The organism is Bradyrhizobium sp. U87765 SZCCT0048 (assembly GCF_018131225.1).
GTDB lineage: Bacteria > Pseudomonadota > Alphaproteobacteria > Rhizobiales > Xanthobacteraceae > Bradyrhizobium_A.
The window spans coordinates 483,236-507,796 of sequence record NZ_JAFCMM010000001.1; the positions used below are offsets into that span (position 1 = coordinate 483,236).

Here is a 24,561-nt window from a genome sequence, read left to right on the forward strand (position 1 = left end):
TTGCGAGTGCCGGTACCTTATGACCGCCCGGCAACGGGCCGCCACCGCCGGAGCTCACCGGCCCTCAAGACTTGGACTGCAGGATCCTCCCATGGCTGTCGATCTCTCCTCCCGAATCGCCCTGGTGACCGGCGCCTCGCGCGGCATCGGTTACGCCACTGCGCGGGCGCTGGCGCGCGCCGGCGCCCACATCATCGCCGTGGCGCGGACTGTCGGCGGCCTCGAGGAGCTCGACGACGAGATCCGCAAGGACGGTGGCAGCGCCACGCTCGTGCCGCTCAACCTGACCGACAGCGACGGCATCGCGCGGCTCGGCGCGGCGCTCAATGAGCGGCATGGCAAACTCGACATCATGGTCGGTAACGCCGGCGTGCTCGGCCCGTCCTCGCCGCTCGGCCACATCGATCTCAAGGGCTGGACGGACGTGTTCGCCGTCAACGTCACCGCCAACTTCCAGCTGGTGCGCTGCATGGAGCCGCTACTCCGGGCCTCCGACGCCGGCCGCGCGGTGTTCGTCACCTCCGGCGCGGCGCGCAAGGCCACCGCCTATGTCGGCCCCTACGCCGCCTCGAAGGCCGCGGTGGAGACGCTGGCGCGGGTCTGGGCCAACGAGACCGCGAGCACGGCGGTGCGCGTCAACCTGTTCAACCCCGGCCCGATCCGCACCCGGATGCGCGCGACGCTGATGCCGGGCGAGGACCCGGAAACGCTCGACACGCCGGAGCAGGTCGCCGAATTCATCGTGCCGCTGTGTGCGCCGTCGTGGACGGACACGGGCAAGATGTTCGACTACCGCAGCCGCGCCGTTCTGGATTTTGCCGCGCCGACGCCCTGACCTCGCCGTATCCCGCCGTCAACACCAGCTGCCGCCTGCGCGCTTTTGTGCAGGGGTGATCGTGTTGACTTGTTCCGGGCGCGCTTGCTTGACTGGCCGCAGTCCGGCGCCAGAACGGGCCTATCAGGGAGATTCGGAAAGATGTCGCAGACGCTGTCGAAGCTGTTCACGAGCCGCATCGCGGGCATTGCCATCGCCGTGACCGCGGCATCGTGGGCCCTGCCCGCCATGGCCGCCGAAATCGGCGGGACCTGGCTGCGTGACACCGGCGCCTCCCAGGTCAAGTTCGCCCCCTGTGGCGGCGGGGCCGTGTGCGGCCACATCTCCTGGATCAAGCCCGGCACCGAAACGCCCGCCAAGGTCGGCCAGAAGGTGTTCTTCGACATGAAGCCGAGCGGCCCCGACAGCTGGAGCGGCAGCGCGTTCAACCCGGACGACGGCAAGACCTATACCGGCAAGATGTCGCTGTCAGGGAATATCCTGACCACCTCCGGCTGCGTCATGGGGGGCATGATCTGCAAATCCACCACCTGGACGCGGGTCAACTGACCTTCGATCATTCGAGATCGACTCAAACTCGTCTCGAATCGCTGGAAGCAGAAACCAACGGCGGACGGCGGCGTTGCCGGCGAGGAGATCCGCATCATGCGCTTGTTCGGAAGAAAGCAGCGCGCGCCGCGCCGCCGTATCGACCGCGAGGGCTGGATCACGATGCCCGGCGATTTCGCCGCCCGCCGCTGCATCGTGATCGACATCTCCGACAGCGGTGCCAAACTGCAGATCGACGATCCCCGCTTCACGCGCACGCAGTTCGAGCTGCGCCTGTCCCGCACCGATCCGGGCCGCCGCTGCCGTGTCACCTGGCGACGGGGCACGCAGATCGGCGTCGCCTTTCTCTAGCCAGCAACGGCTTTATCGACACGGGAGAGGCCCGCTCCACGGGCCACCCGGGTGCACGGGATCACGACTTGCGCTTGGCCTTGTGGGCGAAGGGGTTGGATTTCTCTCGCAAGGTGATGCGGATCGGCGTGCCCGGCATATCGAATGCCGTGCGCATGCTGTTGGTGAGATAGCGCAGATAGGAATCCGGCACCGCGTCGGCGCGCGAGCAGAACACAACGAAGCTCGGCGGCCGCGCCTTGGGCTGGGTCACGTAGTTTAGCTTGAGACGGCGGCCGGACACCGCCGGCGGCGGGTTGGCGGCGATCGCCTGCTCGAACCACCGGTTCAACATGCTGGTCGACGTCCGCTTATTCCAGACCGCGTAGGCGTCCTCGATCGCGGTCATCAGGTGGTCGACCCCCTCGCCCGTCACGCCGGACACAGCAACCACCGGCACGCCCCTGATCTGCGGCAGCCAGTGATCGGCATCCTGACGCAGCGACGACATCAGGTTGGCCTGGCGGCCGATCAGGTCGGACTTGCTGACCGCGATGACCAGCGCCCGGCCTTCGCGTTCGACGAGATCAGCGATGCGCAGGTCCTGTTCCTCGAAGCGATGCTGGGCATCCATCATCAGCACCACCACCTCGGCGAAGCGGACGGCGCGCAGCGAGTCGGCGACCGAAAGCTTCTCCAGCTTTTCCTCGATGCGCGAGCGGCGGCGCAGGCCGGCCGTATCGAACACGCGGAACGCACGCCCCTGCCAGTCGACGTCGACCGCGATGGAGTCGCGCGTGGTGCCGGCCTCGTCGCTGGTCAGCAGACGCTCTTCGCCGAGCAGATGGTTGATCAGCGTCGACTTGCCGGCGTTCGGCCGGCCGACGATGGCGACGCGGATGGGGCGACGGTTTTCGGTGCCGGCGGCCTCGTCCTCGGTGTCGTCCTCTTCCTCGTCGTCGTCGATCTCGTCCTCGGGCATCACCTCGCGCAGCGCGTCGTAGAGGTCGCTGAGACCCTCGCCATGCTCTGCCGAGATCGGCACGGGATCACCAAGGCCGAGCGCATAGGATTCCATGGCGCCGACCTCGCCATGCTTGCCTTCGCTCTTGTTGGCGAGCAGCACCACGGGCTTGCCGGCCTTGCGGACGAGATCGGCGAAGCCGCGGTCGGCTGGCGTCAGCCCGACCCGCGCGTCGATAACGAACAGCAGGGCATCGGCGCCGGCGATCGCCGCCTCGGTCTGCTCCTGCATGCGGGCAGCGAGCGAGCCGCGCGGACCGTGGTCGAGACCGGCGGTATCGATGATGGTGAAGCGGAGGTCGCCGAGACGGCCCTCGCCCTCGCGGCGGTCGCGCGTCACGCCGGGCTGGTCGTCGACGAGCGCGAGCTTCTGCCCGACCAGGCGGTTGAACAGGGTCGACTTGCCGACGTTGGGACGGCCGATGATGGCGAAAGTGAATGACATGTCCGATCCGTTCGCCCGTCCCGGACCTCATGTCAACAGCGGGAACGACGGCGATGCCATCGAGGCCGTCCCCGCGGGACGGCTGTTACCGGGAGAAACTGCCGCTCGGCAGCGGCGCGGGGAACGAGGACTGCGCCGGGGCCTGGGCAGGCTGCTGTGCCGGCTGCGAATCCTGGGACGCGGCGGCCGGGGCTGCCCGCGGGGCCCGGCGGGCGGGCTTGGGCGGTGCCTCCTCGGCGGCGGCGCCGTCCGCAGGCGCGGCGGCCTGGGGGGCGGTGGTAGAGCGATGGCGCGGCTTCCGGGGCTTGGCCTTCGGCTGCTCGGCAGCGGCCTCGGGCTTCGGCGCCTCGGTCGCAGCGGCGGCGGCCGCGGCGGTCTGCTGCGACCCGGCGTCCTTGAACTGCTGCTCCTGGCTCTGCATTTCCGGCGAGCCCTTGTAGAGGTCCTTCGGCACGCCCTGCTCGAGCCCGGGCACGCCCTCCGGGAACACCGGCTGGCGGTTGCCCGGCAGCTTCTTTTTGGTGTCGAGGAAGTCGAGCATGTCCATCGGGTCGAAACTGCTCAGCCCGCCGCCGCCGCAGCCGGCCAGCACGCTGCAGAGCGCCAAAAGGACACCGGAGGCAATCAATCGTTGGGAACGGCGCATCAGGTCTTCACTCGGCTTCGGGTTCACGCTGCGGCGCGGTCACGACGCGCCACGGTCCATCGATGATTTCGGTCGCCGTCAGCTCTTGGCGGCTGGCGGCAGCAACGCCTGCAACGCTTCGGTCCGGGTGCGGATGCTGGACGGCGTCTCCGCGTCGTTCATGATCAGGTCGACCCACTGCCGTGTCGCGGCGAGATCGTTCGAACGCCAGGCGGATACCGCCAGGAGATCGCGCGCGGTGTGGCGGAAGGCGCGGCCGGTGCCGGTGATCGGCTCGAGCCGCTGGCGAATCTCGTCATAGGGCGCGGTATCGACCACAAGCGCCGCCGCCCGTGTCTTGGCAAGATCCTGCTCGCTCTGGCTCACGCTGGCATCGCTGCCGATGGCGTCGAACAGCTTCACCGCGGACTGCGGATCATGCGTGGCGGCTTCAGCGGCCGCGCGCAGGCGTGCCAGCGTGCGATATCCGCGCGGCGCCTCGGCGGCCAGCTTGGTGAACGCCGCTTCGGCTTCGGCATGCTTGTTCTGATCGGCCAGCGCGACCGCGGCCTCGAAGGCTGCGCCGGCTTCCGCCGACCGCTTGCCTTCCCAGTACGTGTAGCCGCGCCAGCCGGCGACAGCCGCGACGATCAGGACGGCGACGCCGATAATGAAAATGGAATAGCGGTCCCACAGCTTCTTGAGCTGTTCGCGACGCAGTTCTTCGTCGACTTCATCAAATAATTCAGACACTTAAGATATCCCACCCACGGCCGCGGCGCGTTCCGGCCCAGCCAGTGCCAGCCCCAATGCGATGGCGGCGATACCCTATCGATATGGCGGAGGCAAGGCAAAGCAAGCCTGTTCAAAGAGTTACCCGCCGCGATGACGCGGCGGGTGTGGACAGGCGCGGCCGACCGCGAAGGATTGGGTCCTCGAGCGGTCGCCGGAGAGGCCGCTCAGGGCCGCGGATCGATCGGCGTCGGCATCGCCGCATGGCGCTCGATGACCTCGGCCGCGGCAAAAGCCACGTCCTCGCGATAGCGCGGTGCGACAATCTGCACCCCGACCGGCCGGCCGCCAACGAGACCCGTCGGCACCGACAGCGCCGGGAAACCGAGCACGGGAACGGCAAGCAGCGAGCGCTGCGCATCCATCATCCGCCGTACTGTGTCGTCGTCGCGCTGGTCGAGATCGTCCTCGAAGGGCAACTGGTGCGACACCGGCGTCACCAGCACCGGATAGCGCGCCAGGAACAGCTGCCAGTCGCGCTGGATCGACAGCCGCCGCTCGAAGCCGGCGAGGATCTCGTCGCCGGTCAGATGCGGCGCGTAGGCGACATGGCCATCGATGTTGCGCAGGCTCTTGGCGTCGCCATGCTTGCGGATCAGCGGCTCGAGGAAGCGCCGCTCCTCGTTGACGACAAGGGCATGCCAGAGGTCGGCGGCCTCGACGAGCCGCGGCGGCGCGACCTCCTCGACCTCGTAGCCGGCATCGGCGAGCCAGCGGCCGGCGGTGCGGATCGCCGCCGCGATCTCCGGCGCGACGTCGCCGGCCGGATCCACCGCAAGCGCCACCCGGCGGGCGACGCGCGGTCCTTCCAGCGGCGCCGGCACCCAGCCGGCATCGCGCGGATCGGGCGCGGCCATCGCCGCCAGCGCCGCGCGCAGGTCGGCGACCGAGCGCGCCAGCGGCCCCTGCACCGACATCATCTGCGCGGTGATCGGACGCTCCGTGCTCGCCGACGGATTGAAATGAGCGATACGCCCCGGCGTCGGACGCAGGCCGGCGACACCGCAAGCGTAGGCCGGATAGCGGATCGAGCCTCCGAAGTCGTTGCCATGGCCGATCGGGCCCATGCCCGCGGCGACCGCCGCACCAGCGCCGCCGCTCGACCCGCCCGGCGTCCACTGCGTGCCCCAGGGATTACGCGTGTCGCCATGCAGCGCGTTGCCGGTGAACCAGCGGTGCGAGAACGCCGGCGTGTTGGTGCGGCCGACGATCACCGCGCCGGCCTTGCGCAGGTTCGCGACCGTCGGACAATCCTCCGTGGCGATGATGTCGCGGAAGGCAACGACGCCGTTGGTGGTGGCGCAGCCGCGCTGGTCGACATTGACCTTGATCGTCACCGGCACCCCATGCAGCGGGCTCAGCGCCACGCCGGAACGGACCACCGCGTCGGCCTGATCGGCGGCCGCCAGCGCCTCGTCGGCCAGCACATCCACCACCGCGTTGACCGCCGGATTGACCGCGGCGATGCGGCCCAGCACCGACTGCACCGCCTCGCGGCTCGATATCCGCCGCTCCCCGATCGCGCGCCCCAGATCCGTCGCGGTCCATCGCCAAAGCTCGTTCTGCATGTCGTCTCCCCTGATGGTTTTGGTTCAATCCGCCGTGACGGCGAGATAGCGTTCGCGCTCGCGGGCCGCGCCCGCGAACGTCGTCCGATCGGCGGCGAACACGATCCGCCCCTGATCGAGAATGTAGTGGCGATCGGCCAGCGCCTCGCAGAACGCGAGGTTCTGCTCGACCAGCAGCACGCCGACGCCGGCCTCGCGCACGGCGCGCACGATATCCGCGAGTTCGTCGACGATGACCGGCGCGAGGCCTTCCGTCGGCTCGTCGAGCAGCAGCAGGCGCGGTCCGCCGATCAGCGCGCGGGCGATCGCCAGCATCTGCTGCTCGCCGCCCGACAGCGCCGTGCCACGGTTGCGCCGGCGCTCCTGCAGCCGCGGAAACAGCCGATAGATCGCGTCGAGCGGCCAGGGCGTTCCCTTGCGGGCCGCGATCGCGAGGTTCTCCTCGACCGACAGCAGGCCGAAGATACCGCGATGCTCGGGCACGAGCGCGACACCGCAGCGCGCGATCTGGTAGGTGCGCAGCGCGACGATGGCCTCGCCACGGAAACGCACGTCGCCGCGCCGCGCCGGCACCGCGCCGACGAGGCTCTTGAGCGTGGTCGTCTTGCCGGCGCCGTTGCGCCCCAGCAGGCAGACCACTTCGCCCGCGTCGACGTCGAGGCTGACGTCCTGCAGCACATGGCTCTTGCCATACCAGGCATTGAGATCGGTCACGCTGAGCATCATGCCGCCGTCCCCAGATAGGCCGCCTTGACCTGCGGATCTGCGGCGATCTCCGCCGGCAGGCCCTGGCGCAGGATGGCGCCGCGATACAGAACCGTGATCGAGCGGCTGATGCGCATCACCAGACGGATGTTGTGCTCGATCAGCACCACCGCCATGGTGCGGCCGAGCGCCTCGATCAGCCGGGTCATGGTGTCGATATCGTCGATGCCCATGCCGGACGTCGGCTCGTCGAGCAGCAGCACCTGCGGCTGCCCGGCGAGCGCCATCGCGATCTCCAGCCGCCGCTGCTCGCCGTGGGACAGCAATCCGGCGACCGTCTGCGCCCTCGCGGTCAGCGCGAGCCGCTCCAGCAGCTCGTCCGCCCGGGCCGTCACCTGCGCCAGCCGCGCACGGTCGCGCCACAGATCGAAGGCCCGCGGCGACAGTGCCTGCGCGGCGAGGCGCGCGTTCTCGTGCACGGTCAGGTTCGGAAACAGGTTGGTGATCTGGAACGAACGCGCAAGGCCATGATGCACGCGGCGGTGCGGCGCCATGGCGGTGATGTCGCGCCCGCCGAGACGCACCGCGCCGGCGGTCGGCCGCAGCCGCCCGGTCAGGCAATTGAACAGCGTCGTCTTGCCGGCGCCGTTCGGCCCGATGAAGGCGTGCACGCCGGCATCGGCCACGGTGAACGACACCGGCCCCAGCGCCCGAAACCCGTCGAAGCGTTTCTCGATCCCGGCGACCGCGAGCGCGGGCGCCACTGCCTGAGAACCTGTCATTGCTGTGCCCCTCCCCGCGAGCCGGCCAGTGCCGCCGGCTGTGCCTCGCCCTCGCCGCTGCGTTTGCGGAAGAGCGGATCGAGCAGCGACGACAGGCCGCCGCGCAGCCCGAACGCGACCAGCACCAGCAGAGCGCCGAGCACGATCTGCCAGCGTGCCCAGATGTCCGACAGCACGTAGGAGAGCACCACGACCGCGACGCTGCCGAGCATGGGGCCAAACAGCGTGCCGGTGCCGCCGAGAATGGTCATCACGATGATGCGCTCGCTCATGGCGAGATCGACATTGGCGAGCGGCACGAACTTGAGCGCCATGGCATACAGCGCGCCCGCCAGCCCTGTGACCGCGGCGGACAGCACGAGGCTGAGGATCTTGTAGCGACGCACGTCGTAGCCGATGGCGATCGCACGATCCTCGTTGTCGCGGATCGCCACCAGCGTCGCGCCGAACGGCGAGTCGACCAGGCGTGCGAACAGGAAGAACACGCCGACGCAGACGACCGCGACGAAAGCGTAGAACTGCAGCGGCTGGGCGAAGGACACCAGGGGATGGCCGAGCACGGACAGGTCCGGCCGCGGCACGTTCAACAGGCCGTTGTCGCCACCGGTGAGATCGGAGGCCGCATAGCACAGGAAGAACGCCATCTGCGTCAGAGCCAGCGTCAACATGATGAAGTAGATGCCGTGACGCTGGGTTGCGATGACGTCGATCGCCGCGCCCAGCAGGCCGGCCAACACCACCGCCGCGGCGAGCGCAGCAATCAGGCCGACATCGTAGCGGATCAGCAGGATGCCGGCGCAATAAGAGCCCGCGCCGAAGAAGATGGCCTGGCCGAACGACAGCAGCCCCACCCGCCCCAGCAGCAGGTTGCAGCCGAGCGCGGCCATGGCGAAGATCAGGCATTCGGTGGCCAAGGCCGCGGACGGCAACGCCAGCGGCAGCACCACGGCCACGGCGGCGACCGCGAGCGCAAGCCCCACGGGGGTCGGCATCGATGAGAAAGGGTTGCGCATCGCTCAGGCCCGCCCCAGCAGGCCGCGTGGACGCAGCAGGATGATCAGCGCCATGGCGACATAGATCATGATGCTGGCGCCGGCGGCCCAGAACACCGTCATCACGCTCTGCACGACGCCGATCAGAAGCCCGCCGACCAGTGCGCCGGTGAAGCTGCCGATCCCGCCGATGACGATCACCACGAACGCGATCGACAGCGCCTCGACGCCCATGAACGGCTCGACGCCGCGGATCGGCGCGATCAGCACGCCGGCCAGCGCCGTGAGCGCGGCGCCGATCGCGAAGGTCAGCGAGAACGTCCGGCTGATATCGATGCCGAGCAGTTCCACGGTCGGCATCGACTCGGTGCCGGCGCGCAGCACCGCCCCATAGTTGGTGCGTTCGAGCACGAACCACAGCACCGCGGTGATCGCCGCCGTCAGCGCGATCACGAACAGGCGGTACTTGGGATAGATGAAATCGCCGAACATCACCGCGCCGCGCAGCAGCGCCGGCGCCGCGACGTTCTTGCCGACCGGATCGAAGATCAGGATCACGACCTCCTGGATGATCAGCGCGAGGCCGAGCGTCGCCAGGATCTGGAAGCTCGCCGGCAGGTCGTACAGCCGCCGCACGCCGGGCTCCGCGAGCCACGCCATGGCGCCGACCATCAGCGGCGCCAGCGCCAGCGCGAGCCAGAAGTTGCCCGTCGCGCCCACCAGGACGTAGCAGAGATAGGCGCCCACGAGATAGAACGCGCCGTGGGCGATGTTGATGAAGTGCATGATGCCGAAGATGATCGACAGACCGATCGCGATCATGAAGTAGATCATCCCGACACCCAGGCCGTTGACGACCTGGGTGAGGAGCAGGTTGAGGCTCATGACGGTTGCCCTCTCCAGAGCGGCGCTCAGGTCATCTTGCAGTCGGAGCGCGCGGGCTCGACGAACGACTTGCCGAAGCTGACGATCTCGACATAGTCGTCCTTGCCCTTCTTCTTCGCCGGCGCCTTGCCGCGCAGCAGGTAGTAGTTCTTGATGACCTGATGATCGAACGCGCGGATCTGTTCCTCGCCCGTCGGCCCTTCGTAGGTCAGCCCCTCCAGCGCCTTAATCACCCGTGCCGGCTCGGCGCTGCCCGCGGCCTTGATGCCGCGCATCAGCAGTTCCGTGGTGACGAAGCCGTTGACCATGGCATAGCTCGGCCGAACCTTGAGGCGCTTCTCGAACAGTTCGACCAGCCGGCGGTTGCCGGCGCTGTCGATCTGGTCGTCGTACTGCGCGCCGACATAGACGTCCTCGAGCACGTCGCTGCCGATCTCGGCGTACTGCTCAGCCCCCGCGCCCCAAACCAGAACGATCTTCATGTTCTGCTTGAGGCCGAAATCCGCAGCCTGACGCAGGGTGTTGGTGCTCTGCGGCCCGAAATTTAGGATCGCCAGCACGTCGGGTTTTGCCGCCGCGACGCTCGCGAGATAGCCGGAGAATTCGGTATCGGCCATGGCGTGGAAGCTGTTGCCGACATGCTCGACGTTCTTCTGCTTGAAGATCGCCTGTGCCTCGCGCAGCATCGCCTCGCCGAACACGTATTTCGGCGTAATCGTGTACCAGCGCTTTGCCTTGGGATCGGCGTCGATCAGCGCGCCGATGGTCTGGTGCACGGCGCCGTAGCTCGACACCGGCCAGCGGAAGGTGCTGCGGCGGCAGTCGGCGCCGGTGATCTCGTCAGCGCCGACGGCGGACATGTAGACGCCGCCGCCGTTGGCGATCTCCGCCGACATCGGCAGGCCGACATTCGACAGCACCGCACCGGAAAAGAAGCGCACGCCCTGCTGCAAAGCCGCGATGATCTTGGGCATGGCGCGGCCGGGATTGCCCTCGTCGTCGATCACCTGCAGCGCCGCGTCGAGGCCGTAGTCTGCGGCAAGCGCGCTGACCGCGAGCCGCGCGCCGGTCTCCGCCGGCTGGCCGGCCATCGCGAACGGCCCGGACAGCGACAGCGCGGTGCACAGCCTGACCTGCTCGGCCGCCATTGCATGCCGCAGCACGGCCGGTGCAAGGGCAGCCCCCGCAAGTGCAGACGTGAAGGTGCGTCGTGTAATCATGATTGTCTCCCCTGGTGTGTTTTATGATTGTTGGTTGTGGTCGCACCGCCGCAGCTCAATCGAGCTGCAGCGGTTCGGCAAAGACCGGTTGCTGCGGCTCGTTCGGACGCAGCAGGAAGCTCTCGGCGCTGAGCACGTGCTCGTGCATCACCTCGCGCGCCCGCTCCGCGTCGCCCGAGCGGAACGCGTCGATCAGGCGGCGGTGATAGTCGATGTTGGCGCAGGAGAAGGCCCACGACAGCTCGTTGTCGCCGACGGTGCCGATCGTCCAGTTGATGGCTTCGTTGACAAACCGGCACATCAGCCCGAGCAGCGGATTGGGGCAGGCCTCGATCAGGATCTCGTGGAATTCGACCTCGACCTTGCGGTGATGTGCCCAGCCGGCGGCATCGGTCGGATGCTCGTGCTGCTCCTCGATGGTGCGCTCGAGCGCGGCAAAGTGGCTGTCGCGGAGATGGCCGACGACGCTCGCCGCGAGCTCCGGCTCGGTCAGCCGCCGGATCTGGTAGATCTGCACGATATTGATCGGGTGGAAGTAGAAGTAGTTGCTGAGCAGCCCGATGGTGCGCGCCGGCGACACCGATGCGACCCGCGCCCCGCCTGCGGGGCCGGTCGAGTTCTGCACCAGCCCCTGCACTTCCAGCGATTTTAGCGCCTCGCGAATGGTCGAGCGGCTGCACCCGAACATGTCGATGAGTTGCGGCTCCTGGGGCAGCCGGTCGCTCGGCTTCAGGCCTGCCTGGAAGATATGCCGACGGATCCGGTCGGCGACCGCGTCGGACCGCTTGCGCTTGATGGCCGCCTTCTGGGACGGATCGACCAGATCGTCATTCTGCATATTATCCATATTATAATCATAAATAGGACTGGCCTGATTTTGCAAGCGGCGAAGTCAGTCGTCCCCCGGATCGCTGCGGGCCGCGTTAAATCTCTGGAATTGCAAGAAAACTTTCCTCGCATCCGCAGCCATGACGACGCGGCCGCCGAAACGGCGGCCACGTCAGATCAGCGGATGGAAGGAATCGGAACGCGCGCTCAGCCCTTCGGCGGCGTCAGCGCGTAGGTATGCTCGGGCCCCGGGAAGGCGCGGCTGCGGACGTCGGCCGCATAGGCCTCGATCGCCTCGGCGATCGCCGGGCCGAGATTGCCGTAACGCTTCACGAATTTCGGCACCCGCGCCGACAGACCCAGCATGTCCTCGAGCACCAGCACCTGGCCGTCGCAGGCGGCGCTGGCGCCGATGCCGATGGTCGGGATCGCGATGGTCTCGGTGATGCGGCGGGCGACCGGTTCGGCCACCGCCTCGATCACCACGGAGAACGCGCCGGCCTCGGCGACCGCGCGGGCATCGTTCTCGATGCGCGCGCCATCGGCCTCGTCACGCCCCTGGGCGCGGAACGAACCCAGGGTGTTGATGGACTGCGGCGTCAGCCCGACATGGGCCATCACCGGAATGCCGCGCTCGGTCAGGAAAGCGATGGTCTCGGCCATGCGCGCGCCGCCCTCGAGCTTGACCGCGCCGCAGTGGGTCTCCTTGAGGATGCGCGCGGCGGAGCGGAACGCCTCCTCCTTCGACGCCTCATAGGAGCCGAACGGCATGTCGACGACGACCAGCGACTGCTGCGAGCCGCGCATCACCGCCCGCCCCTGCAGGATCATCATCTCCAGCGTCACCGGCAAGGTGGTCTCGAAACCGTGCATGACATTGCCGAGGGAGTCGCCGACCAGAATGACATCGCAGAAGCGATCGACCAGCGCCGCGGTATGCGCGTGGTACGACGTCAGCATCACGATGGGATCACCACCCTTGCGGGCACGGATCTGCGGCGCGGTCTTGCGCTTGACGGCGGTTTGAACGGACATGGTCAGGCTCCAAAGACGGGAACGCCGATAACGACGGGATGGAAGGCAAATGCGAGCGCGAGATAGACGATGATGCCGACCCCCACCGCGAGGACGTCGTTGAGCACGCCACCGACCGGGATCGGCGGGGCGCCGGCATCGCTGCGCCGCTTCAGCGAGATGCGATCATAAACCGCCCACGCCAGAAACGAGCCGAACAGGATGATGCCGCCGAGGTCGCCATTGGCAAGCAGATGGGCGAACGCCCACAGCTTCACGCCTGCGAGCATCGGATGCTTGAGCTTGGTGTAGATCCGGCCCCGCAGGTACGACGCCGCCACCAGGATCGCGGCGGGCAGCATCAGCGCGATGGTGATGTGCTTCATCGCCACCGGCGGATGCCAGACGTTGATCCAGCCGCTGGCGCGGTACAGCGAGAATCCCCAGACGATCAGCGCGAGGCCGGCCAGCGAGGCCAGCGAGTAGCCGAGCTTGTAGATCCCCTCGCCGGTCTGGGCGATGATCGCCGCGCGCGCGTCGCGCCGCGTGGTCAGCACATGAACGCCGAGAAACAGAACCAGCCCGAGAACGAGCAGCACGAGACCCATGAGCCGTCCCTCCGTGATCGCCGACGACGAGGCCGGCGTGAAATCGCGCGGTGCAATTTCGTGTCGTGGCGGTCTTGCTCTAGCCGCGGCGACGAGCCCCGCGTATCATCTTTCCGGGGCGGCGCGCAATGCCGCCGCTCCGCCGCGCATCGTCGCGTCGATCAGGCGACACGCATGGCTCCCCGGCCGGCATCGCCGGTGCCGGACAACGAAAACGGGAGGACATCTGGTGCACGCTCACGCAACCCTGCCCCGCCTTGTCGCCGGCGCGTTCGCCGCGCTCCTTCTGCACGGCGCTGCCCATGCCGCGGAAATCAAAGTGATGATCTCGGGTGGCCTCACCGCCGCCTATAAGGAACTGGTGCCGCAGTTCGAGAAGGCGAGCGGCCACACCGTCGTGACATCCTACGGCCCGTCGATGGGCACCACGGAGAACGCCATCCCCGTGCGGCTTGCGCGCGGCGAGCCCGCCGACGTGCTGATCATGGTCGGCGATGCGCTCGGCAAGATGATCGATGAAGGCAAGGCGATGGAAGGCACGCGGGTCGATCTCGTGCGCTCGCCGATCGGCATGGTGGTGTGCGCCGGCAGTCCCAAGCCCGACATCAGCACCCCCGACGCGCTGAAGCAGGCCCTGCTGAACGCCAAGTCGGTTGCCTACTCCGACAGCGCCAGCGGCGTCTATGTCGGCGGCGAACTGTTCGAGAAGCTCGGCATCGCCGAGCAGATGAAGGGCAAGGCGAAGATGATCCCGGCGGAGCCGGTCGCGGCCGGCGTCGCCCGCGGCGAATCGGAGCTTGGCTTCCAGCAGATCAGCGAACTGCTGCCGGTCCCCGGCGCCGACCTCGTCGGTCCGCTGCCGGGCGCGGTGCAGAAGATCACGATCTTCTCCGCCGGCATTGCCACCGGCGCGAAGGAGCCTGACGGCGGCAAGGCACTGATCGCCTTCCTCGCCTCGCCTGCGGCGGCGCCGGCGCTGAAGAAGGCCGGGCTCGATCCGTTCGTCAGCGACAAGTAGCGCGACCGGCGTCTGTGGCATGAGGTCGCGCGCGAACGCGTTTCACCGCGCCATCCACCCCTGTCATCCCGCCGCAATGCGCCTGTAATCCGGCCATCACGATCGCTGCGCAGAACTGGCCCTGTTTAACGACCAACGGGGCCAACATGATCCGCACCACCCTTCTGGCGAGCGCCGCACTGTGTCTCGCCGCCGCCGCCGCGCCTGCGCTCGCGCAGCAGGAATTTCCCGCCAGGCTCGCCGGCCATGCCGTGCTGCCGGCCGAGACGTTCATTGCCGCGCCGGCGGATGCGCCGGTCGATCTCCAGACCTCCGGCAAGTACACCACCGGCAAGCGCGTCGAGCAGGTCGGCTCGGTGATGGGCAAGTCCTACGAGCGCGACACCGGCGTCAAGCTGCCGTTCAAGGGCCAGCCGATCCAGGGCCACTCGGGCATCAAGGTGATGCCGGACGGAAGTTTCTGGATCCTGACCGACAACGGCATGGGCGCGAAAGCCAACTCGCCGGACTCCATGCTCTACCTCAACCGCTGGTCCATCGACTGGGCCAAGGGCGAGTGGAAGAACCTGCAGACCATCTTCCTGCACGATCCTGACAAGAAGGTGCCGTTCCGCATCGTCCACGAGGGCACCGAGAAGCGCTACCTGACCGGCGCGGACTTCGACACCGAGGGCTTCCAGATCGTCGGCGACACGCTGTGGATCGGCGACGAGTTCGGCCCCTACATCATCAAGGCCGACATGACCGGCAAGGTGCTCGGCGTGATCGAGACGATCGCCGACGGCAAGCCGGTGCGCTCGCCCGACCACTACGCCGCCGTCTCGCCTGGCGCGCCGGGCGCGACCTACACCAACGTCAACCTGCGCCGCTCCAAGGGTTTTGAGGGCTTCGCCGCCAGCAAGGATGGCAAGTTCCTCTACGGCCTGCTCGAAGGCCCGCTGTGGGATGCCGACAAGAAGGACTGGGAGAAGGTCGACGGCAACGAGGCCTCGCGCATTCTCGAGTTCGATGTCGCGGCGGAGAAATTCACCGGGCGGTTCTGGTACTACCGCTTCGAGAACACCGGCAATGCCATCGGCGATTTCAACATGATCGACGGCGCGACCGGCCTCGTCATCGAGCGCGACAACGGCGAAGGCACCGCCGACAAGGCCTGTGCCGTCGGCGTCCGCGGCACCGACTGCTTCCCTGATTTGGCCAAATTCAAGCGCGTCTACAAGATCGAGCTGAGCGACGCCAATGTCGGCAAGCCGGTGCGCAAGATCGGCCACATCGACCTGATGAAGATCCAGGACCCGGACAAGAAGGCCCGCAAGCCGCTCAACGACGGCGTGCTGACCTTCCCGTTCTTCACCATCGAGAACGTCGACCTCGTGGATGCCACCCACATCATCGTCGGCAATGACAACAACCTGCCGTTCTCGTCGAGCCGCGATCCCAACAAGGCCGACGACAACGAGATGGTGCTGCTCGACGTCGCCGATCTGCTCAAGGCGAAGTAAACAGGCTCCGACTAAGAAACGCTCCCGGAATGACTCCGGGAGCATCTTGCCAGCCGGCGAAAGCAAGAGAAAGAAAATACGAGTCCGTAGACTCATAAGTTCGGAGGCACAGCCGCATTGAGGCGAGCTGGACCACAACGCGGAAGTTGGCGGCGAGCTTGTCGTAATGTGTGGCGACGCAACGGAAGCGCTTCAACTTGAAGAAGAACCGCTCGATGAGGTTGCGCTCGCGATAAAGGCGCTTGCTGAAACACGGTTGCCAGCGCCGGTTGCTTTTGAGCCAGATGCTGGGCGTGGCACCCTGGTTCTAGATCAGTTCGCAGATGCGATCAGCGAAAGCCGCCAGTTACCAGCTCGGGCGTTTAGGCGGGCCGATCGGTCGCATCGATCTCTTTTGCCGGCACGAACTCAGTTACAAAACCTTCCTGCCACCCAGTCACTCCAAGCGTAACAGGGTAAGTATTAAAGCCTTCAGGGAAGTCTCGAAATCCTGGCTGATCGCGCAAACGGCCGATCGCTTTCGCGGCATCGGCTTCAGTCGCATAGATGCCGATGTGCAGCTCTGTATCCTCACGATCCGGATACTCGCGTTCGAACCAAAGATCATAAACGACTGTCATAGCCACTCGTCTACCAGTTATCCGCCCAAAATCTAGCATGATAAGTTGGCCACTTGCCACGACATCGAAGCTCCCGGGGGGGACGTCTTGGGCGCTGTCTTTTCTCATGGCCGACCTTCGATCGTCACGGCGATGGCCGTTCGAACATGCGGTTGTCGACATAACGCACCAGGATCGGCCGGCCGGCGATGGCGCCGCCGAGGCCCTTGCTGAACGCCAGCGGCACGCAATGCGACAGCGACACGACGATCGCCTGGCGGTAGGCGTCGCGTGTCTGCGATGTCGCGCCGGGCGTGGCATAGGTCAGTTGCGGCGGCGCGATCAGCGCCCCGTCGCGCCTGAAGCTGAACTTCACCGCCATCTGCATCCCTTCGCGCGCCACCTCCTGCTGCGGCGGCGTCCAGCACGCGCGCAGCGCCTGGAACAGATCACCGATGGTATCGAGGTCGTGATCGGGAATGCGGTAGCGTGCCGCATCCTTGTCCGGCGGATTGCTCTCGACGGTCACCTGCAGGTTCTCGCCGATCGGATAGTCGATGTCCGGAAAGCATGGGCCGCTTTCGAGCGCGCTGCACACCGACGGCGTGCACGGCCGGTTGTCGAACACGCTGCAGGGGACATGGGCAAAGGGCGACGGATCGGCCGGGCGACGCTCCTGCGCCACGGCGGACCGGCCCATGGCCACCCCCGCCATCACGATCAGAAGAACGATCACGGCGCGCATGGCCTGCTCCCGGAACCGATCCGGCCAGCATAGCGCTGATCGCGACCGACAGTGGCCGGCCGCGCTTCACATCTTCGCGCTCAGGACGCTTTCTTGACGTCCTTGACGTTGGCGAAGCGGATGCCCTCGGAGCGCTCGCGGGTGTAGTCGAGGTAGAACTGGTTCTTGGCTAAAAAAACCAGGTCGCCGTCGACGTCCTCGGCGATGCCCGATCCGTTGGCGTTGACGAAGGCGTCGTACACCTTGCGGTCGTCCGCCGAGAACCAGCGCGCCAGCGAGAACTCGCTGATTTCGAAATCCACCGGCAGGCCGTATTCGGCGTCGAGCCGGGCTTTCAGCACGTCGAGCTGGAGCTGGCCGACGACGCCGACCAGCGCCGGCGAGCCGTCGCGCGGCCGGAACACCTGCACGACGCCCTCCTCCGACATCTGCTGCAGCGCTTCCTTGAGCTTCTTGGCCTTCATGGCGTCGGTCAGGCGCACGCGGCGCAGGATTTCCGGCGCGAAGCTGGGAACGCCGACGAAGGTGATGTCCTCGCCCTCGGTCAGGGTATCGCCGATGCGCAGCGTGCCGTGGTTGGGAATGCCGACGACGTCGCCGGCGAACGCCTCGTCGGCGAGCGCGCGGTCCTGGGCGAAGAAGAACTGCGGCGACGACAGGCTCATCGGCTTGCCGGTGCGGGTCAACTTGGCCTTCATGCCCCGCTGCAGCTTGCCCGAGCACAACCGCGCGAAGGCGATGCGGTCGCGGTGGTTGGGATCCATGTTGGCCTGGATCTTGAACACGAACGCCGACATCCGCGGCTCATCGGCCTCGACCTTGCGCAGGTTGCTCTCCTGGGCGCGCGGCGGCGGTGCGTAGCGCCCAAGCCCTTCCAGCAGGTCGCCGACGCCGAAGTTGCGCAGCGCGCTGCCGAAGAACACCGGCGTCAGATGGCCCTCGCGGAACGCGGCGAGATCGAACGGCTTGCAGGCCTCGGTGACCAGCGCCAGTTCTTCCTCGATCGCAGCGGCGTCGAGGTTGGAATTACGCGCGGCAAGCTCGCTGATGGCGATCTGCTCGGCCGAGCCGGTCTTGGCGCCGCCGCCCTCGAGCAGGCGCACGCCGCCGGTGAGAATGTCGTAGGTGCCGATGAAGTCGCGGCCGCGTCCCACCGGCCAGGTGATCGGCGTGGTGTCGAGCGCCAGCGTCTTCTCGATCTCGTCAAGCAGCTCGAACGGATCGCGGGTCTCGCGGTCCATCTTGTTGATGAAGGTGATGATCGGAATGTCGCGCAGGCGGCAGACCTCGAACAGCTTGCGGGTGCGCGCCTCGATGCCCTTGGCGGCGTCGATCACCATCACCGCCGAGTCGACCGCGGTCAGCGTGCGGTAGGTGTCCTCCGAGAAGTCCTCGTGGCCCGGGGTGTCCAGCAGGTTGAAGACGAGGCCATCGAACTCGAAGGTCATCACCGAGGTGACGACCGAGATGCCGCGGTCGCGCTCGATCTTCATCCAGTCCGAACGGGTGTTGCGCCGCTCGCCCTTGGCCTTGACCTGGCCGGCGAGATTGATGGCGCCGCCGAACAGCAGCAGCTTCTCGGTCAGCGTAGTCTTGCCGGCGTCAGGATGGGAAATGATGGCGAAGGTGCGCCGGCGCGCCACTTCGGTGGCGAGCGGCGAGGACGGCGCGTCGGCGGAAAGAGCGATGTCGGACATGGGCCGAGCGTGTGACAAAGAAACGCGGCGGGATCAAGGGAGAAGCGGCCGGGCGCGACCAAAGGCAGCCCTGTCAAGTGCGACATTGGATGCAATTGCATCTTTCTTTGACGGCCCGCATGGTCGCTCCCATATCACCGAAAGCGGCGAGGACGGCCTCCCGCTTCCCCGACACCCGGCAGGGACGGCCCTGTCATCGGAACGGCCCCCCGGCGGACCCTTCGGTTCCCGCCCGGCGGGCGCCCCATGAAAGGACGTGGCTGTCATGGCCTGGATCATTCTGTTCATCGCCGGCTTGATGGAGATCGGCTGGGCGATCGGCCTCAAATACACCGAGGGCTTCACCCGCCTGGTGCCGTCGGTACTGACCCTCGCCTGCATGGTGGCGAGCGTGCTGCTGCTGGGCTGGGCGCTCAAATCGCTGCCGGTCGGCACCGGTTACGCGGTCTGGACCGGCATCGGCACGGTCGGGACCGCCCTCCTCGGCATCGCCCTGTTCGGCGAGCCGGCGACCGCCATGCGCCTCGCCTGCATCGGCCTGATCGTCGCCGGCATTTTCGGATTGAAGCTCGCGACCTGACGGCGGCTACCCAGCGGCAGCCCGGGTGAGCGTAGCGGCACCCGGGCGATCGGCCCGCGGCCTGCCCCGGATATCGCTTCAACAATCCGGGTTGCGGGTCCGGACCGGCGGCTCAGCGCAGCGCCTGCACGATCCAGTAGCTGGCGGCGGCCACGATTGCCGACGCCGGGATCGTGATCACCCAGGCGACCACGATTGAGCTCGCCACATTCCAGCGCACGGCCGAGGTCCGCCGCGCGGCGCCGACACCGACAATGGCGCCGGTGATGGTGTGGGTGGTCGAGACCGGCACCCCGAACCACGTGGCGAGGAACAGCGTTGCCGCGCCGCCGGTCTCGGCACAGAACCCCTGCATCGGCGTCAGACGGGTAATGCGGTTGCCCATGGTGCGCACGATGCGCCAGCCGCCCATCAGGGTGCCGACCGCCATGGCGGTCTGGCAGGACAGCACCACCCAGAGCGGCACGTGGAAGTCGCCGCCGAGATAGCCTTGCGAGTACAGGAGTACGGCAATGATGCCCATGGTCTTCTGCGCGTCGTTGCCGCCATGCCCCAGCGAATACAGCGAGGCGGACGCGAACTGCAGGGTGCGGAAGGCGCGGTCGACCGCGAACGGCGTCGAGCGCACCGACAGCCAGGACACGACCGCCACCAGCACCAGCGCCAGGAAGAAGCCGAGCAGCGGCGACGCCACGATGGCGAGAATGGTCTTGGTCAACCCGCTCCATTCCATCGCCGCCAACCCGGCCTTGGCAAAACCGGCGCCGACAAGGCCGCCGATCAGCGCATGCGAACTCGACGACGGGATGCCGAGCCCCCAGGTGACCAGGTTCCAGACGATGGCGCCGACCAGCGCGGCGAAGATCACGCAGGGATCGACAATGCCGGGATCGATGATGCCGGTGCCGAGCGTCTGGGCGACATGCAGGCCGAAGAACAGGAAGGCGATGAAGTTGAAGAACGCCGCCCAGAACACGGCGTATTGCGGCCGCAGCACCCGCGTCGAGACGATGGTGGCGATCGAGTTGGCGGCGTCGTGCAGTCCGTTGAGGAAGTCGAACAGCAGCGCGACGGCGATCAGGCCGACGAGGAGCGGAAGGCTGAGGCTGGCGTCCACGGCGTGCCCTTGGCTCAGACCTGTTCGATGACGATGCTGTTGATCTCGTTGGCGACGTCGTCAAAACGATCGGCGACCTTCTCGAGATGCTCGTAGATCTTGGCACCGACGATGTAGTCCATCGTGTTGGCGTTGCGGTGCTTGAGATAGAGTTCCTTGATGCCGATGTCGTGGAGGTCGTCGACCCGCCCCTCCAGCTTGGTCAGTTCCTCGGTGATCGCCGTCAGCGTCGTGACGTTATCGCCGATCGCCTGCAGCAGCGGCAGCGCCCGCACGACCAGCTTGGAGCACTCGACGATGATGGCGCCGATCTCGCGCATCGGCGGCTCGAACTGCCGGACCTCGAACAGCGTGACCGCCTTGGCGGTCTGGTGCATCTGGTCGATGGCATCGTCCATCGAGGTGATCAGGTCCTTGATGTCGACACGGTCGAACGGGGTGATGAAGGTCCGCCGCACGGCGGTCAGCACCTGGCGGGTGACCTCGTCGGCCTGCTGCTCGAACTGGCTGACCTTCTGGCAGTAGGCCGGGACCTCGTCACCGCCACGCAGCACGCCCTGCAGCGCCTCGGCGCCGCTGACGATGGTCTGGGAATGCTGCGCGAACAGGACGAAGAAGCGCGCCTCATGCGGCAGCAAGGCCTTGAACCAGCTCAGCATCGTATTCCCCTGCCTGGATCGGCCGGCCGCGGGCTCGCGGCGCATGGGCCGATCCCCCTGCTCACCTCAGCTGTGCCGGAATCCCGACGCGGCGCCTCCCCGCGGGGACTCGCCAGCGACACAGCGTCACGTGATTGTCACAAAACATCCCGGCGGGGAACGGCTCAATCCGCAGCCCCGCCTGCCATCCACAACCTGTGGATAAGCCCGATTCGTGAAACGTGAACGCGCCCCGGCGAAGCCGCCGGGGCGCGTTCGGATCGATCCCGACGGGGTGAGATCAGAGCGAGCGCTTGAACAGGTGCGCGATCTCGCCGATGACGCCGCGGCGGAAGGTCAGCACGCAGACCACGAAGATCACGCCCTGGATCACCGTGACCCACTGCCCGAACTGCGCCAGGTACTGCTGCATGGCGATGATCACGAAAGCGCCGACCACCGGTCCGAAGATGGTGCCGAGGCCGCCGACCAGGGTCATCAGCACCACCTCGCCCGACATCGACCAGTGTACGTCGGTCAGCGAGGCGTTCTGCGCCACGAAGATCTTGAGCGACCCGGCGAGGCCCGCAAGGCTTCCGGACAGGATGTAGGCCATCAGCTTGTACTGGTCAGTCTTGTAGCCCAGCGAGACCGCCCGCGGCTCGTTCTCGCGGATCGCCTTCAACACCTCGCCGAACGGCGAGTTGACGATGCGGAAGATCAGCAGGAACGCGAGCAGGAAAATGACGAGGATCGTGTAGTACAGCGTCATCGGCTGGGCCAGGTTGAGCAGCCAGAACAGCTTGCCCTGCGGCACGCCCTGGATGCCGTCCTCGCCATGGGTGAACGGCGTCTGCAGGTAGACGAAGTACAGCAGTTGCGACAGCGCCAGGGTGATCATCGAGAAGTAGATGCCCTGGCGGCGGATGGCGATGAGACCGGTGATGATGGCCAGCACCGCCGACGCGGCGACGCCGAGCAGAATGCCGAATTCGGGCTCGAACGACCACACCTTCAGCGCATGGGCGGTCACATAGCCGGCGGTGCCGAGGAACATCGCGTGGCCGAACGACAGCAGGCCGCCATAGCCGATCAGCAGGTTGAAGGCGCAGGCGAACAGCGCGAAGCACAGTGCCTGCATGACGAAATACGGATAGATGCCGGTGAACGGCACGATCGCGAGCGCCACCGCCATGATGACGAAGGCGACGATCTCGTCGCGGCTCGAACGGTGCGCGGGCGCGGCGTTGTCGGTGATCGATGTCATGTCAGTTGGCCCGTCCCGTCAGACCCGTCGGTTTCACAAGCAGCACCAGCACCATCAGCACGAACACCACGGTGTTGGAGGCTTCCGGATAGAAATACTTGGTCAGGCCCTCGACGATGCCGAGGGCAAACCCCGTGATGATCGAGCCCATGATCGAGCCCATGCCGCCGATCACCACCACCGCGAACACCACGATGATGAGGTCGGCGCCCATCAGCGGCCGCACCTGGTTGATCGGCGCCGACAGCACGCCGGCGAGCGCGGCGAGACCGACGCCGAGAGCATAGGTCAGCGTGATCATGCGCGGCACATTGATGCCGAAGGCCCGCACCAGGGTGGGGTTCTCCGTCGCCGCGCGCAGGTAGGCGCCGAGCCGGGTCCGCTCGATCAGGTACCAGGTCAGGATGCAGACGATCAGCGAGAAGATCACCACCCAGCCGCGATAGATCGGCAGGAACATGAAGCCGAGATTGACGCCGCCCTTCAGCGCGTCGGGGATCGCATATGGCAGGCCGGAGGATCCGAAATAGTTCTGGAAAACGCCCTGGATGATCAGCGCCATGCCGAACGTCAGCAGCAGGCCATAGAGGTGATCGAGGCCGGCGAGCCACTGCAGCATGGTGCGCTCGAGCACGACACCGAACGCGGCGACGGCCAGCGGCGCCAGGATCAGCGCCCACCAGTAGCCGATGCCGGCGTATTCGAGCAGGAAGTACGCCACGAACGCACCCATCATGTAGAGCGCGCCGTGGGCGAAATTGATGATGTTCAGCATGCCGAAGATGACGGCAAGGCCGAGGCTGAGCAGCGCGTAGAACGAGCCGTTGATCAGACCAACCAGAAGTTGGGCGTAAAGGGCTTGCATATCGATCGAACTTTCGTGGTCAGGCTCTCACGGATCGCAGGATGGAGAGCCCGGCGGCGCGGCTGGGCGCCGCCGGGCGGTATCTCATTTCTTGACGAGCGGGCACTTGCTCTCGGACAGCGGCGTGAAGGCCTGGTCCGCCGGAACGGTGGCGACCAGCTTGTAGTAGTCCCACGGCCCCTTGGATTCGGACGGCTTCTTGACCTCGAAAAGGTACCCCGGGTGCATCTTGCGGCCGTCTTCGCGGATGGTGCCCTTACCGAACAGCGGATCGTCGGTCGGGGTCGCCTTCATCTGGGCCACGACCTTGGCGCCGTCGTGCGGATTGCCACCCATCGCCGCGAGCACCTTGAGATAGTGCAGCGTGCCGGCATAGACGCCGGCATGCACCATGGTCGGCATCTGCTTGTTCTTCATGCGCTCCTGGAAGCGCTTGGAGAACGCCCGGGTCTGGTCGTTCAGGTCCCAGTAGAACGTCTCGGTGAAGTTCAGGCCCTGGGCCACCGGCAGGCCGAGCGAGTGCACGTCGGTGAGGAACAGCAGCAGCGCGGCGAGCTTCTGGCCCCCGCTGACGATGCCGAATTCGGCCGCCTGCTTGATGGCATTGGTGGTGTCGCCGCCGGCGTTGGCAAGGCCGACGATCTTGGCCTTGGAGGCCTGCGCCTGCAGCAGGAACGAGGAGAAGTCCGAGGTGTTGAGCGGATGCTTGACGCCGCCGACCACCTTGCCGCCCGCGCCGTTGATCACCGCGGTCGTGTCACGCTCGAGCGCGGCGCCGAAGGCATAGTCCGCCGTCAGGAAGAACCAGCTGTCGCCGCCGGCCTTCACCAGCGCGCCGCCGGTGCTGTGCGCGAGCATGTAGGTGTCGTAGGTCCAGTGCACGGTGTTGGGAGAGCACTGCGCGTTGGTGAGGTCCGAGGTCGCCGCGCCGGAGTTGATGTAGACGCCGTTCTTTTCCTTGACGACGTTATTGACTGCGAGCGCGACACCCGAGTTCGGCACGTCGACGATGGCGTCGACCTTCTCGACGTCGAACCACTGGCGGGCGATGTTGCTGCCGATGTCGGGCTTGTTCTGGTGATCGCCGGAGATCACGTCGATCTTCCAGCCCTTGTTCAGCAGCCCGGAATCCTCGATCGCCATCTGCGCGGCGAGCGTCGAGCCCGGACCGCCGAGATCGGCATAGAGCCCCGACTGATCGCTGAGCGCGCCGATCTTGACCGTCTTGTCCTGCGCCTGCGCCGCTCCGGCGACCAGAATCATCGCGGAGCCGAGCAGCAAGGCCGAAAGAGACCTTTTCATGTTTCCTCCTGAACCCCTTCTGGGGAATGC

Annotated in this window: 26 protein-coding genes and 1 pseudogene; 6 read left to right on the top strand and 21 right to left on the bottom strand. The window is 66.8% G+C overall.

What is annotated here, in order from left to right; genetic code table 11:
* Positions 1 to 91 precede the first annotated feature (91 nt).
* The 3 genes from JQ639_RS02060 (at position 92) to JQ639_RS02070 (ending at position 1,735) form a co-directional block, all read left to right on the top strand.
* The gene (locus JQ639_RS02060) at positions 92 to 835 is read left to right on the top strand and encodes an SDR family NAD(P)-dependent oxidoreductase (RefSeq protein ID WP_211969693.1); all 744 of its coding nucleotides are present in this window, start codon (positions 92 to 94) and stop codon (positions 833 to 835) included.
* 228 nt (positions 836 to 1,063) lie between these two features.
* Complete coding sequence (locus JQ639_RS02065; RefSeq protein WP_371745180.1) at positions 1,064 to 1,384, top strand: DUF2147 domain-containing protein; 321 nt, start codon at positions 1,064 to 1,066, stop codon at positions 1,382 to 1,384.
* A 96-nt stretch (positions 1,385 to 1,480) separates the two neighbouring features.
* Positions 1,481 to 1,735, top strand: coding sequence for a PilZ domain-containing protein (locus JQ639_RS02070; protein WP_249123579.1), 255 nt, complete (start codon positions 1,481 to 1,483; stop codon positions 1,733 to 1,735).
* Positions 1,736 to 1,796: 61 nt separating this feature from the next.
* Here JQ639_RS02070 and der read toward each other — a convergent pair whose 3' ends face one another.
* From der to JQ639_RS02130, 12 genes are all read right to left on the bottom strand, one after another.
* The gene (gene der / locus JQ639_RS02075) at positions 1,797 to 3,182 is read right to left on the bottom strand and encodes a ribosome biogenesis GTPase Der (protein WP_211969691.1); all 1,386 of its coding nucleotides are present in this window, start codon (positions 3,180 to 3,182) and stop codon (positions 1,797 to 1,799) included.
* Positions 3,183 to 3,267: 85 nt separating this feature from the next.
* Positions 3,268 to 3,828: a hypothetical protein gene (locus tag JQ639_RS02080; RefSeq protein WP_211969690.1), complete on the bottom strand. Its 561-nt coding sequence runs from the start codon at positions 3,826 to 3,828 to the stop codon at positions 3,268 to 3,270.
* A gap of 78 nt (positions 3,829 to 3,906) precedes the next feature.
* Positions 3,907 to 4,560 carry a tetratricopeptide repeat protein gene (locus JQ639_RS02085; RefSeq protein ID WP_211969689.1) on the bottom strand — a complete coding sequence of 218 codons (654 nt, stop codon included), beginning with the start codon at positions 4,558 to 4,560 and terminating at the stop codon, positions 3,907 to 3,909.
* A 206-nt stretch (positions 4,561 to 4,766) separates the two neighbouring features.
* Positions 4,767 to 6,167, bottom strand: a complete 1,401-nt coding sequence (locus JQ639_RS02090) for an amidase (RefSeq protein ID WP_211969688.1) — start codon at positions 6,165 to 6,167, stop codon at positions 4,767 to 4,769.
* A gap of 24 nt (positions 6,168 to 6,191) precedes the next feature.
* A complete protein-coding gene (locus tag JQ639_RS02095; protein WP_211969873.1) occupies positions 6,192 to 6,890 on the bottom strand; it encodes an ABC transporter ATP-binding protein in 699 nt (232 codons plus the stop codon).
* On the bottom strand, positions 6,890 to 7,654 hold the full coding sequence (locus JQ639_RS02100) for an ABC transporter ATP-binding protein (protein ID WP_211969687.1): 765 nt from the start codon (positions 7,652 to 7,654) through the stop codon (positions 6,890 to 6,892). Before JQ639_RS02100 ends, JQ639_RS02095 begins: the two co-directional genes overlap by 1 nt.
* On the bottom strand, positions 7,651 to 8,646 hold the full coding sequence (locus JQ639_RS02105; RefSeq protein ID WP_211969686.1) for a branched-chain amino acid ABC transporter permease: 996 nt from the start codon (positions 8,644 to 8,646) through the stop codon (positions 7,651 to 7,653). Before JQ639_RS02105 ends, JQ639_RS02100 begins: the two co-directional genes overlap by 4 nt.
* 24 nt (positions 8,647 to 8,670) lie before the next feature.
* Entirely contained in the window at positions 8,671 to 9,531 is an 861-nt protein-coding gene (locus tag JQ639_RS02110; RefSeq protein ID WP_211969685.1) for a branched-chain amino acid ABC transporter permease, read from the bottom strand.
* Between the two features lie 26 nt (positions 9,532 to 9,557).
* Positions 9,558 to 10,751 carry an ABC transporter substrate-binding protein gene (locus tag JQ639_RS02115; protein WP_211969684.1) on the bottom strand — a complete coding sequence of 398 codons (1,194 nt, stop codon included), beginning with the start codon at positions 10,749 to 10,751 and terminating at the stop codon, positions 9,558 to 9,560.
* A 55-nt stretch (positions 10,752 to 10,806) separates the two neighbouring features.
* A complete protein-coding gene (locus tag JQ639_RS02120) occupies positions 10,807 to 11,598 on the bottom strand; it encodes a FadR/GntR family transcriptional regulator (protein ID WP_211969683.1) in 792 nt (263 codons plus the stop codon).
* Between the two features lie 188 nt (positions 11,599 to 11,786).
* Positions 11,787 to 12,614: a 3-methyl-2-oxobutanoate hydroxymethyltransferase gene (panB, locus tag JQ639_RS02125; protein WP_211969682.1), complete on the bottom strand. Its 828-nt coding sequence runs from the start codon at positions 12,612 to 12,614 to the stop codon at positions 11,787 to 11,789.
* A gap of 2 nt (positions 12,615 to 12,616) precedes the next feature.
* Positions 12,617 to 13,201 (bottom strand): NnrU family protein, encoded by a 585-nt coding sequence (locus JQ639_RS02130; protein WP_211969681.1) that lies wholly within the window; start codon positions 13,199 to 13,201, stop codon positions 12,617 to 12,619.
* 226 nt (positions 13,202 to 13,427) lie between these two features.
* Here JQ639_RS02130 and JQ639_RS02135 point away from each other — a divergent pair, with 226 nt between their 5' ends.
* Together JQ639_RS02135 and JQ639_RS02140 are read left to right on the top strand one after the other, a co-directional pair.
* The gene (locus tag JQ639_RS02135) at positions 13,428 to 14,219 is read left to right on the top strand and encodes a substrate-binding domain-containing protein (RefSeq protein ID WP_371745179.1); all 792 of its coding nucleotides are present in this window, start codon (positions 13,428 to 13,430) and stop codon (positions 14,217 to 14,219) included.
* Between the two features lie 149 nt (positions 14,220 to 14,368).
* Positions 14,369 to 15,721, top strand: a complete 1,353-nt coding sequence (locus JQ639_RS02140; RefSeq protein ID WP_211969871.1) for an esterase-like activity of phytase family protein — start codon at positions 14,369 to 14,371, stop codon at positions 15,719 to 15,721.
* A gap of 85 nt (positions 15,722 to 15,806) precedes the next feature.
* Here the strand turns inward: JQ639_RS02140 and JQ639_RS35760 are convergent.
* The 4 genes and pseudogenes from JQ639_RS35760 to JQ639_RS02160 form a co-directional block, all read right to left on the bottom strand.
* Positions 15,807 to 16,055 (bottom strand): annotated as a pseudogene (locus tag JQ639_RS35760) (IS5/IS1182 family transposase); the annotation flags it as partial.
* Between the two features lie 28 nt (positions 16,056 to 16,083).
* Positions 16,084 to 16,341 (bottom strand): hypothetical protein, encoded by a 258-nt coding sequence (locus JQ639_RS02150; protein ID WP_211969680.1) that lies wholly within the window; start codon positions 16,339 to 16,341, stop codon positions 16,084 to 16,086.
* Between the two features lie 124 nt (positions 16,342 to 16,465).
* The gene (locus JQ639_RS02155; protein WP_211969679.1) at positions 16,466 to 17,065 is read right to left on the bottom strand and encodes a UCP034077 family protein; all 600 of its coding nucleotides are present in this window, start codon (positions 17,063 to 17,065) and stop codon (positions 16,466 to 16,468) included.
* A gap of 80 nt (positions 17,066 to 17,145) precedes the next feature.
* On the bottom strand, positions 17,146 to 18,762 hold the full coding sequence (locus JQ639_RS02160; protein ID WP_211969678.1) for a peptide chain release factor 3: 1,617 nt from the start codon (positions 18,760 to 18,762) through the stop codon (positions 17,146 to 17,148).
* Between the two features lie 265 nt (positions 18,763 to 19,027).
* Here JQ639_RS02160 and sugE point away from each other — a divergent pair, with 265 nt between their 5' ends.
* Entirely contained in the window at positions 19,028 to 19,342 is a 315-nt protein-coding gene (gene sugE / locus JQ639_RS02165) for a quaternary ammonium compound efflux SMR transporter SugE (protein WP_211969677.1), read from the top strand.
* 112 nt (positions 19,343 to 19,454) lie between these two features.
* On the opposite strand, the gene JQ639_RS02170 is transcribed toward sugE, so the two are convergent.
* From JQ639_RS02170 to JQ639_RS02190, 5 genes are all read right to left on the bottom strand, one after another.
* Positions 19,455 to 20,459, bottom strand: a complete 1,005-nt coding sequence (locus JQ639_RS02170) for an inorganic phosphate transporter (protein WP_211969676.1) — start codon at positions 20,457 to 20,459, stop codon at positions 19,455 to 19,457.
* Positions 20,460 to 20,473: 14 nt separating this feature from the next.
* Positions 20,474 to 21,118: a DUF47 domain-containing protein gene (locus JQ639_RS02175; RefSeq protein ID WP_211969675.1), complete on the bottom strand. Its 645-nt coding sequence runs from the start codon at positions 21,116 to 21,118 to the stop codon at positions 20,474 to 20,476.
* A gap of 280 nt (positions 21,119 to 21,398) precedes the next feature.
* The gene (locus JQ639_RS02180) at positions 21,399 to 22,364 is read right to left on the bottom strand and encodes a branched-chain amino acid ABC transporter permease (RefSeq protein WP_211969674.1); all 966 of its coding nucleotides are present in this window, start codon (positions 22,362 to 22,364) and stop codon (positions 21,399 to 21,401) included.
* Position 22,365: 1 nt separating this feature from the next.
* Positions 22,366 to 23,229 carry a branched-chain amino acid ABC transporter permease gene (locus JQ639_RS02185; protein WP_211969673.1) on the bottom strand — a complete coding sequence of 288 codons (864 nt, stop codon included), beginning with the start codon at positions 23,227 to 23,229 and terminating at the stop codon, positions 22,366 to 22,368.
* Between the two features lie 84 nt (positions 23,230 to 23,313).
* The gene (locus JQ639_RS02190; protein ID WP_211969672.1) at positions 23,314 to 24,531 is read right to left on the bottom strand and encodes an ABC transporter substrate-binding protein; all 1,218 of its coding nucleotides are present in this window, start codon (positions 24,529 to 24,531) and stop codon (positions 23,314 to 23,316) included.
* Positions 24,532 to 24,561: the final 30 nt, after the last annotated feature.

Bases quoted from the DNA above. Each gene is read 5' to 3' on its own strand.
- JQ639_RS02060 (WP_211969693.1), top strand. From the start codon at position 92: ATGGCTGTCGATCTCTCCTCCCGAATCGCCCTGGTGACCGGCGCCTCG.
- JQ639_RS02065 (WP_371745180.1), top strand. From the start codon at position 1,064: ATGGCCGCCGAAATCGGCGGGACCTGGCTGCGTGACACCGGCGCCTCC.
- JQ639_RS02070 (WP_249123579.1), top strand. From the start codon at position 1,481: ATGCGCTTGTTCGGAAGAAAGCAGCGCGCGCCGCGCCGCCGTATCGAC.
- der (WP_211969691.1), bottom strand. From the start codon at position 3,182: ATGTCATTCACTTTCGCCATCATCGGCCGTCCCAACGTCGGCAAGTCG.
- JQ639_RS02080 (WP_211969690.1), bottom strand. From the start codon at position 3,828: ATGCGCCGTTCCCAACGATTGATTGCCTCCGGTGTCCTTTTGGCGCTC.
- JQ639_RS02090 (WP_211969688.1), bottom strand. From the start codon at position 6,167: ATGCAGAACGAGCTTTGGCGATGGACCGCGACGGATCTGGGGCGCGCG.
- JQ639_RS02095 (WP_211969873.1), bottom strand. From the start codon at position 6,890: ATGCTCAGCGTGACCGATCTCAATGCCTGGTATGGCAAGAGCCATGTG.
- JQ639_RS02100 (WP_211969687.1), bottom strand. From the start codon at position 7,654: ATGACAGGTTCTCAGGCAGTGGCGCCCGCGCTCGCGGTCGCCGGGATC.
- JQ639_RS02105 (WP_211969686.1), bottom strand. From the start codon at position 8,646: ATGCCGACCCCCGTGGGGCTTGCGCTCGCGGTCGCCGCCGTGGCCGTG.
- JQ639_RS02110 (WP_211969685.1), bottom strand. From the start codon at position 9,531: ATGAGCCTCAACCTGCTCCTCACCCAGGTCGTCAACGGCCTGGGTGTC.
- JQ639_RS02115 (WP_211969684.1), bottom strand. From the start codon at position 10,751: ATGATTACACGACGCACCTTCACGTCTGCACTTGCGGGGGCTGCCCTT.
- JQ639_RS02120 (WP_211969683.1), bottom strand. From the start codon at position 11,598: ATGGATAATATGCAGAATGACGATCTGGTCGATCCGTCCCAGAAGGCG.
- panB (WP_211969682.1), bottom strand. From the start codon at position 12,614: ATGTCCGTTCAAACCGCCGTCAAGCGCAAGACCGCGCCGCAGATCCGT.
- JQ639_RS02130 (WP_211969681.1), bottom strand. From the start codon at position 13,201: ATGGGTCTCGTGCTGCTCGTTCTCGGGCTGGTTCTGTTTCTCGGCGTT.
- JQ639_RS02150 (WP_211969680.1), bottom strand. From the start codon at position 16,341: ATGACAGTCGTTTATGATCTTTGGTTCGAACGCGAGTATCCGGATCGT.
- JQ639_RS02155 (WP_211969679.1), bottom strand. From the start codon at position 17,065: ATGCGCGCCGTGATCGTTCTTCTGATCGTGATGGCGGGGGTGGCCATG.
- JQ639_RS02160 (WP_211969678.1), bottom strand. From the start codon at position 18,762: ATGTCCGACATCGCTCTTTCCGCCGACGCGCCGTCCTCGCCGCTCGCC.
- sugE (WP_211969677.1), top strand. From the start codon at position 19,028: ATGGCCTGGATCATTCTGTTCATCGCCGGCTTGATGGAGATCGGCTGG.
- JQ639_RS02175 (WP_211969675.1), bottom strand. From the start codon at position 21,118: ATGCTGAGCTGGTTCAAGGCCTTGCTGCCGCATGAGGCGCGCTTCTTC.
- JQ639_RS02180 (WP_211969674.1), bottom strand. From the start codon at position 22,364: ATGACATCGATCACCGACAACGCCGCGCCCGCGCACCGTTCGAGCCGC.
- JQ639_RS02185 (WP_211969673.1), bottom strand. From the start codon at position 23,229: ATGCAAGCCCTTTACGCCCAACTTCTGGTTGGTCTGATCAACGGCTCG.
- JQ639_RS02190 (WP_211969672.1), bottom strand. From the start codon at position 24,531: ATGAAAAGGTCTCTTTCGGCCTTGCTGCTCGGCTCCGCGATGATTCTG.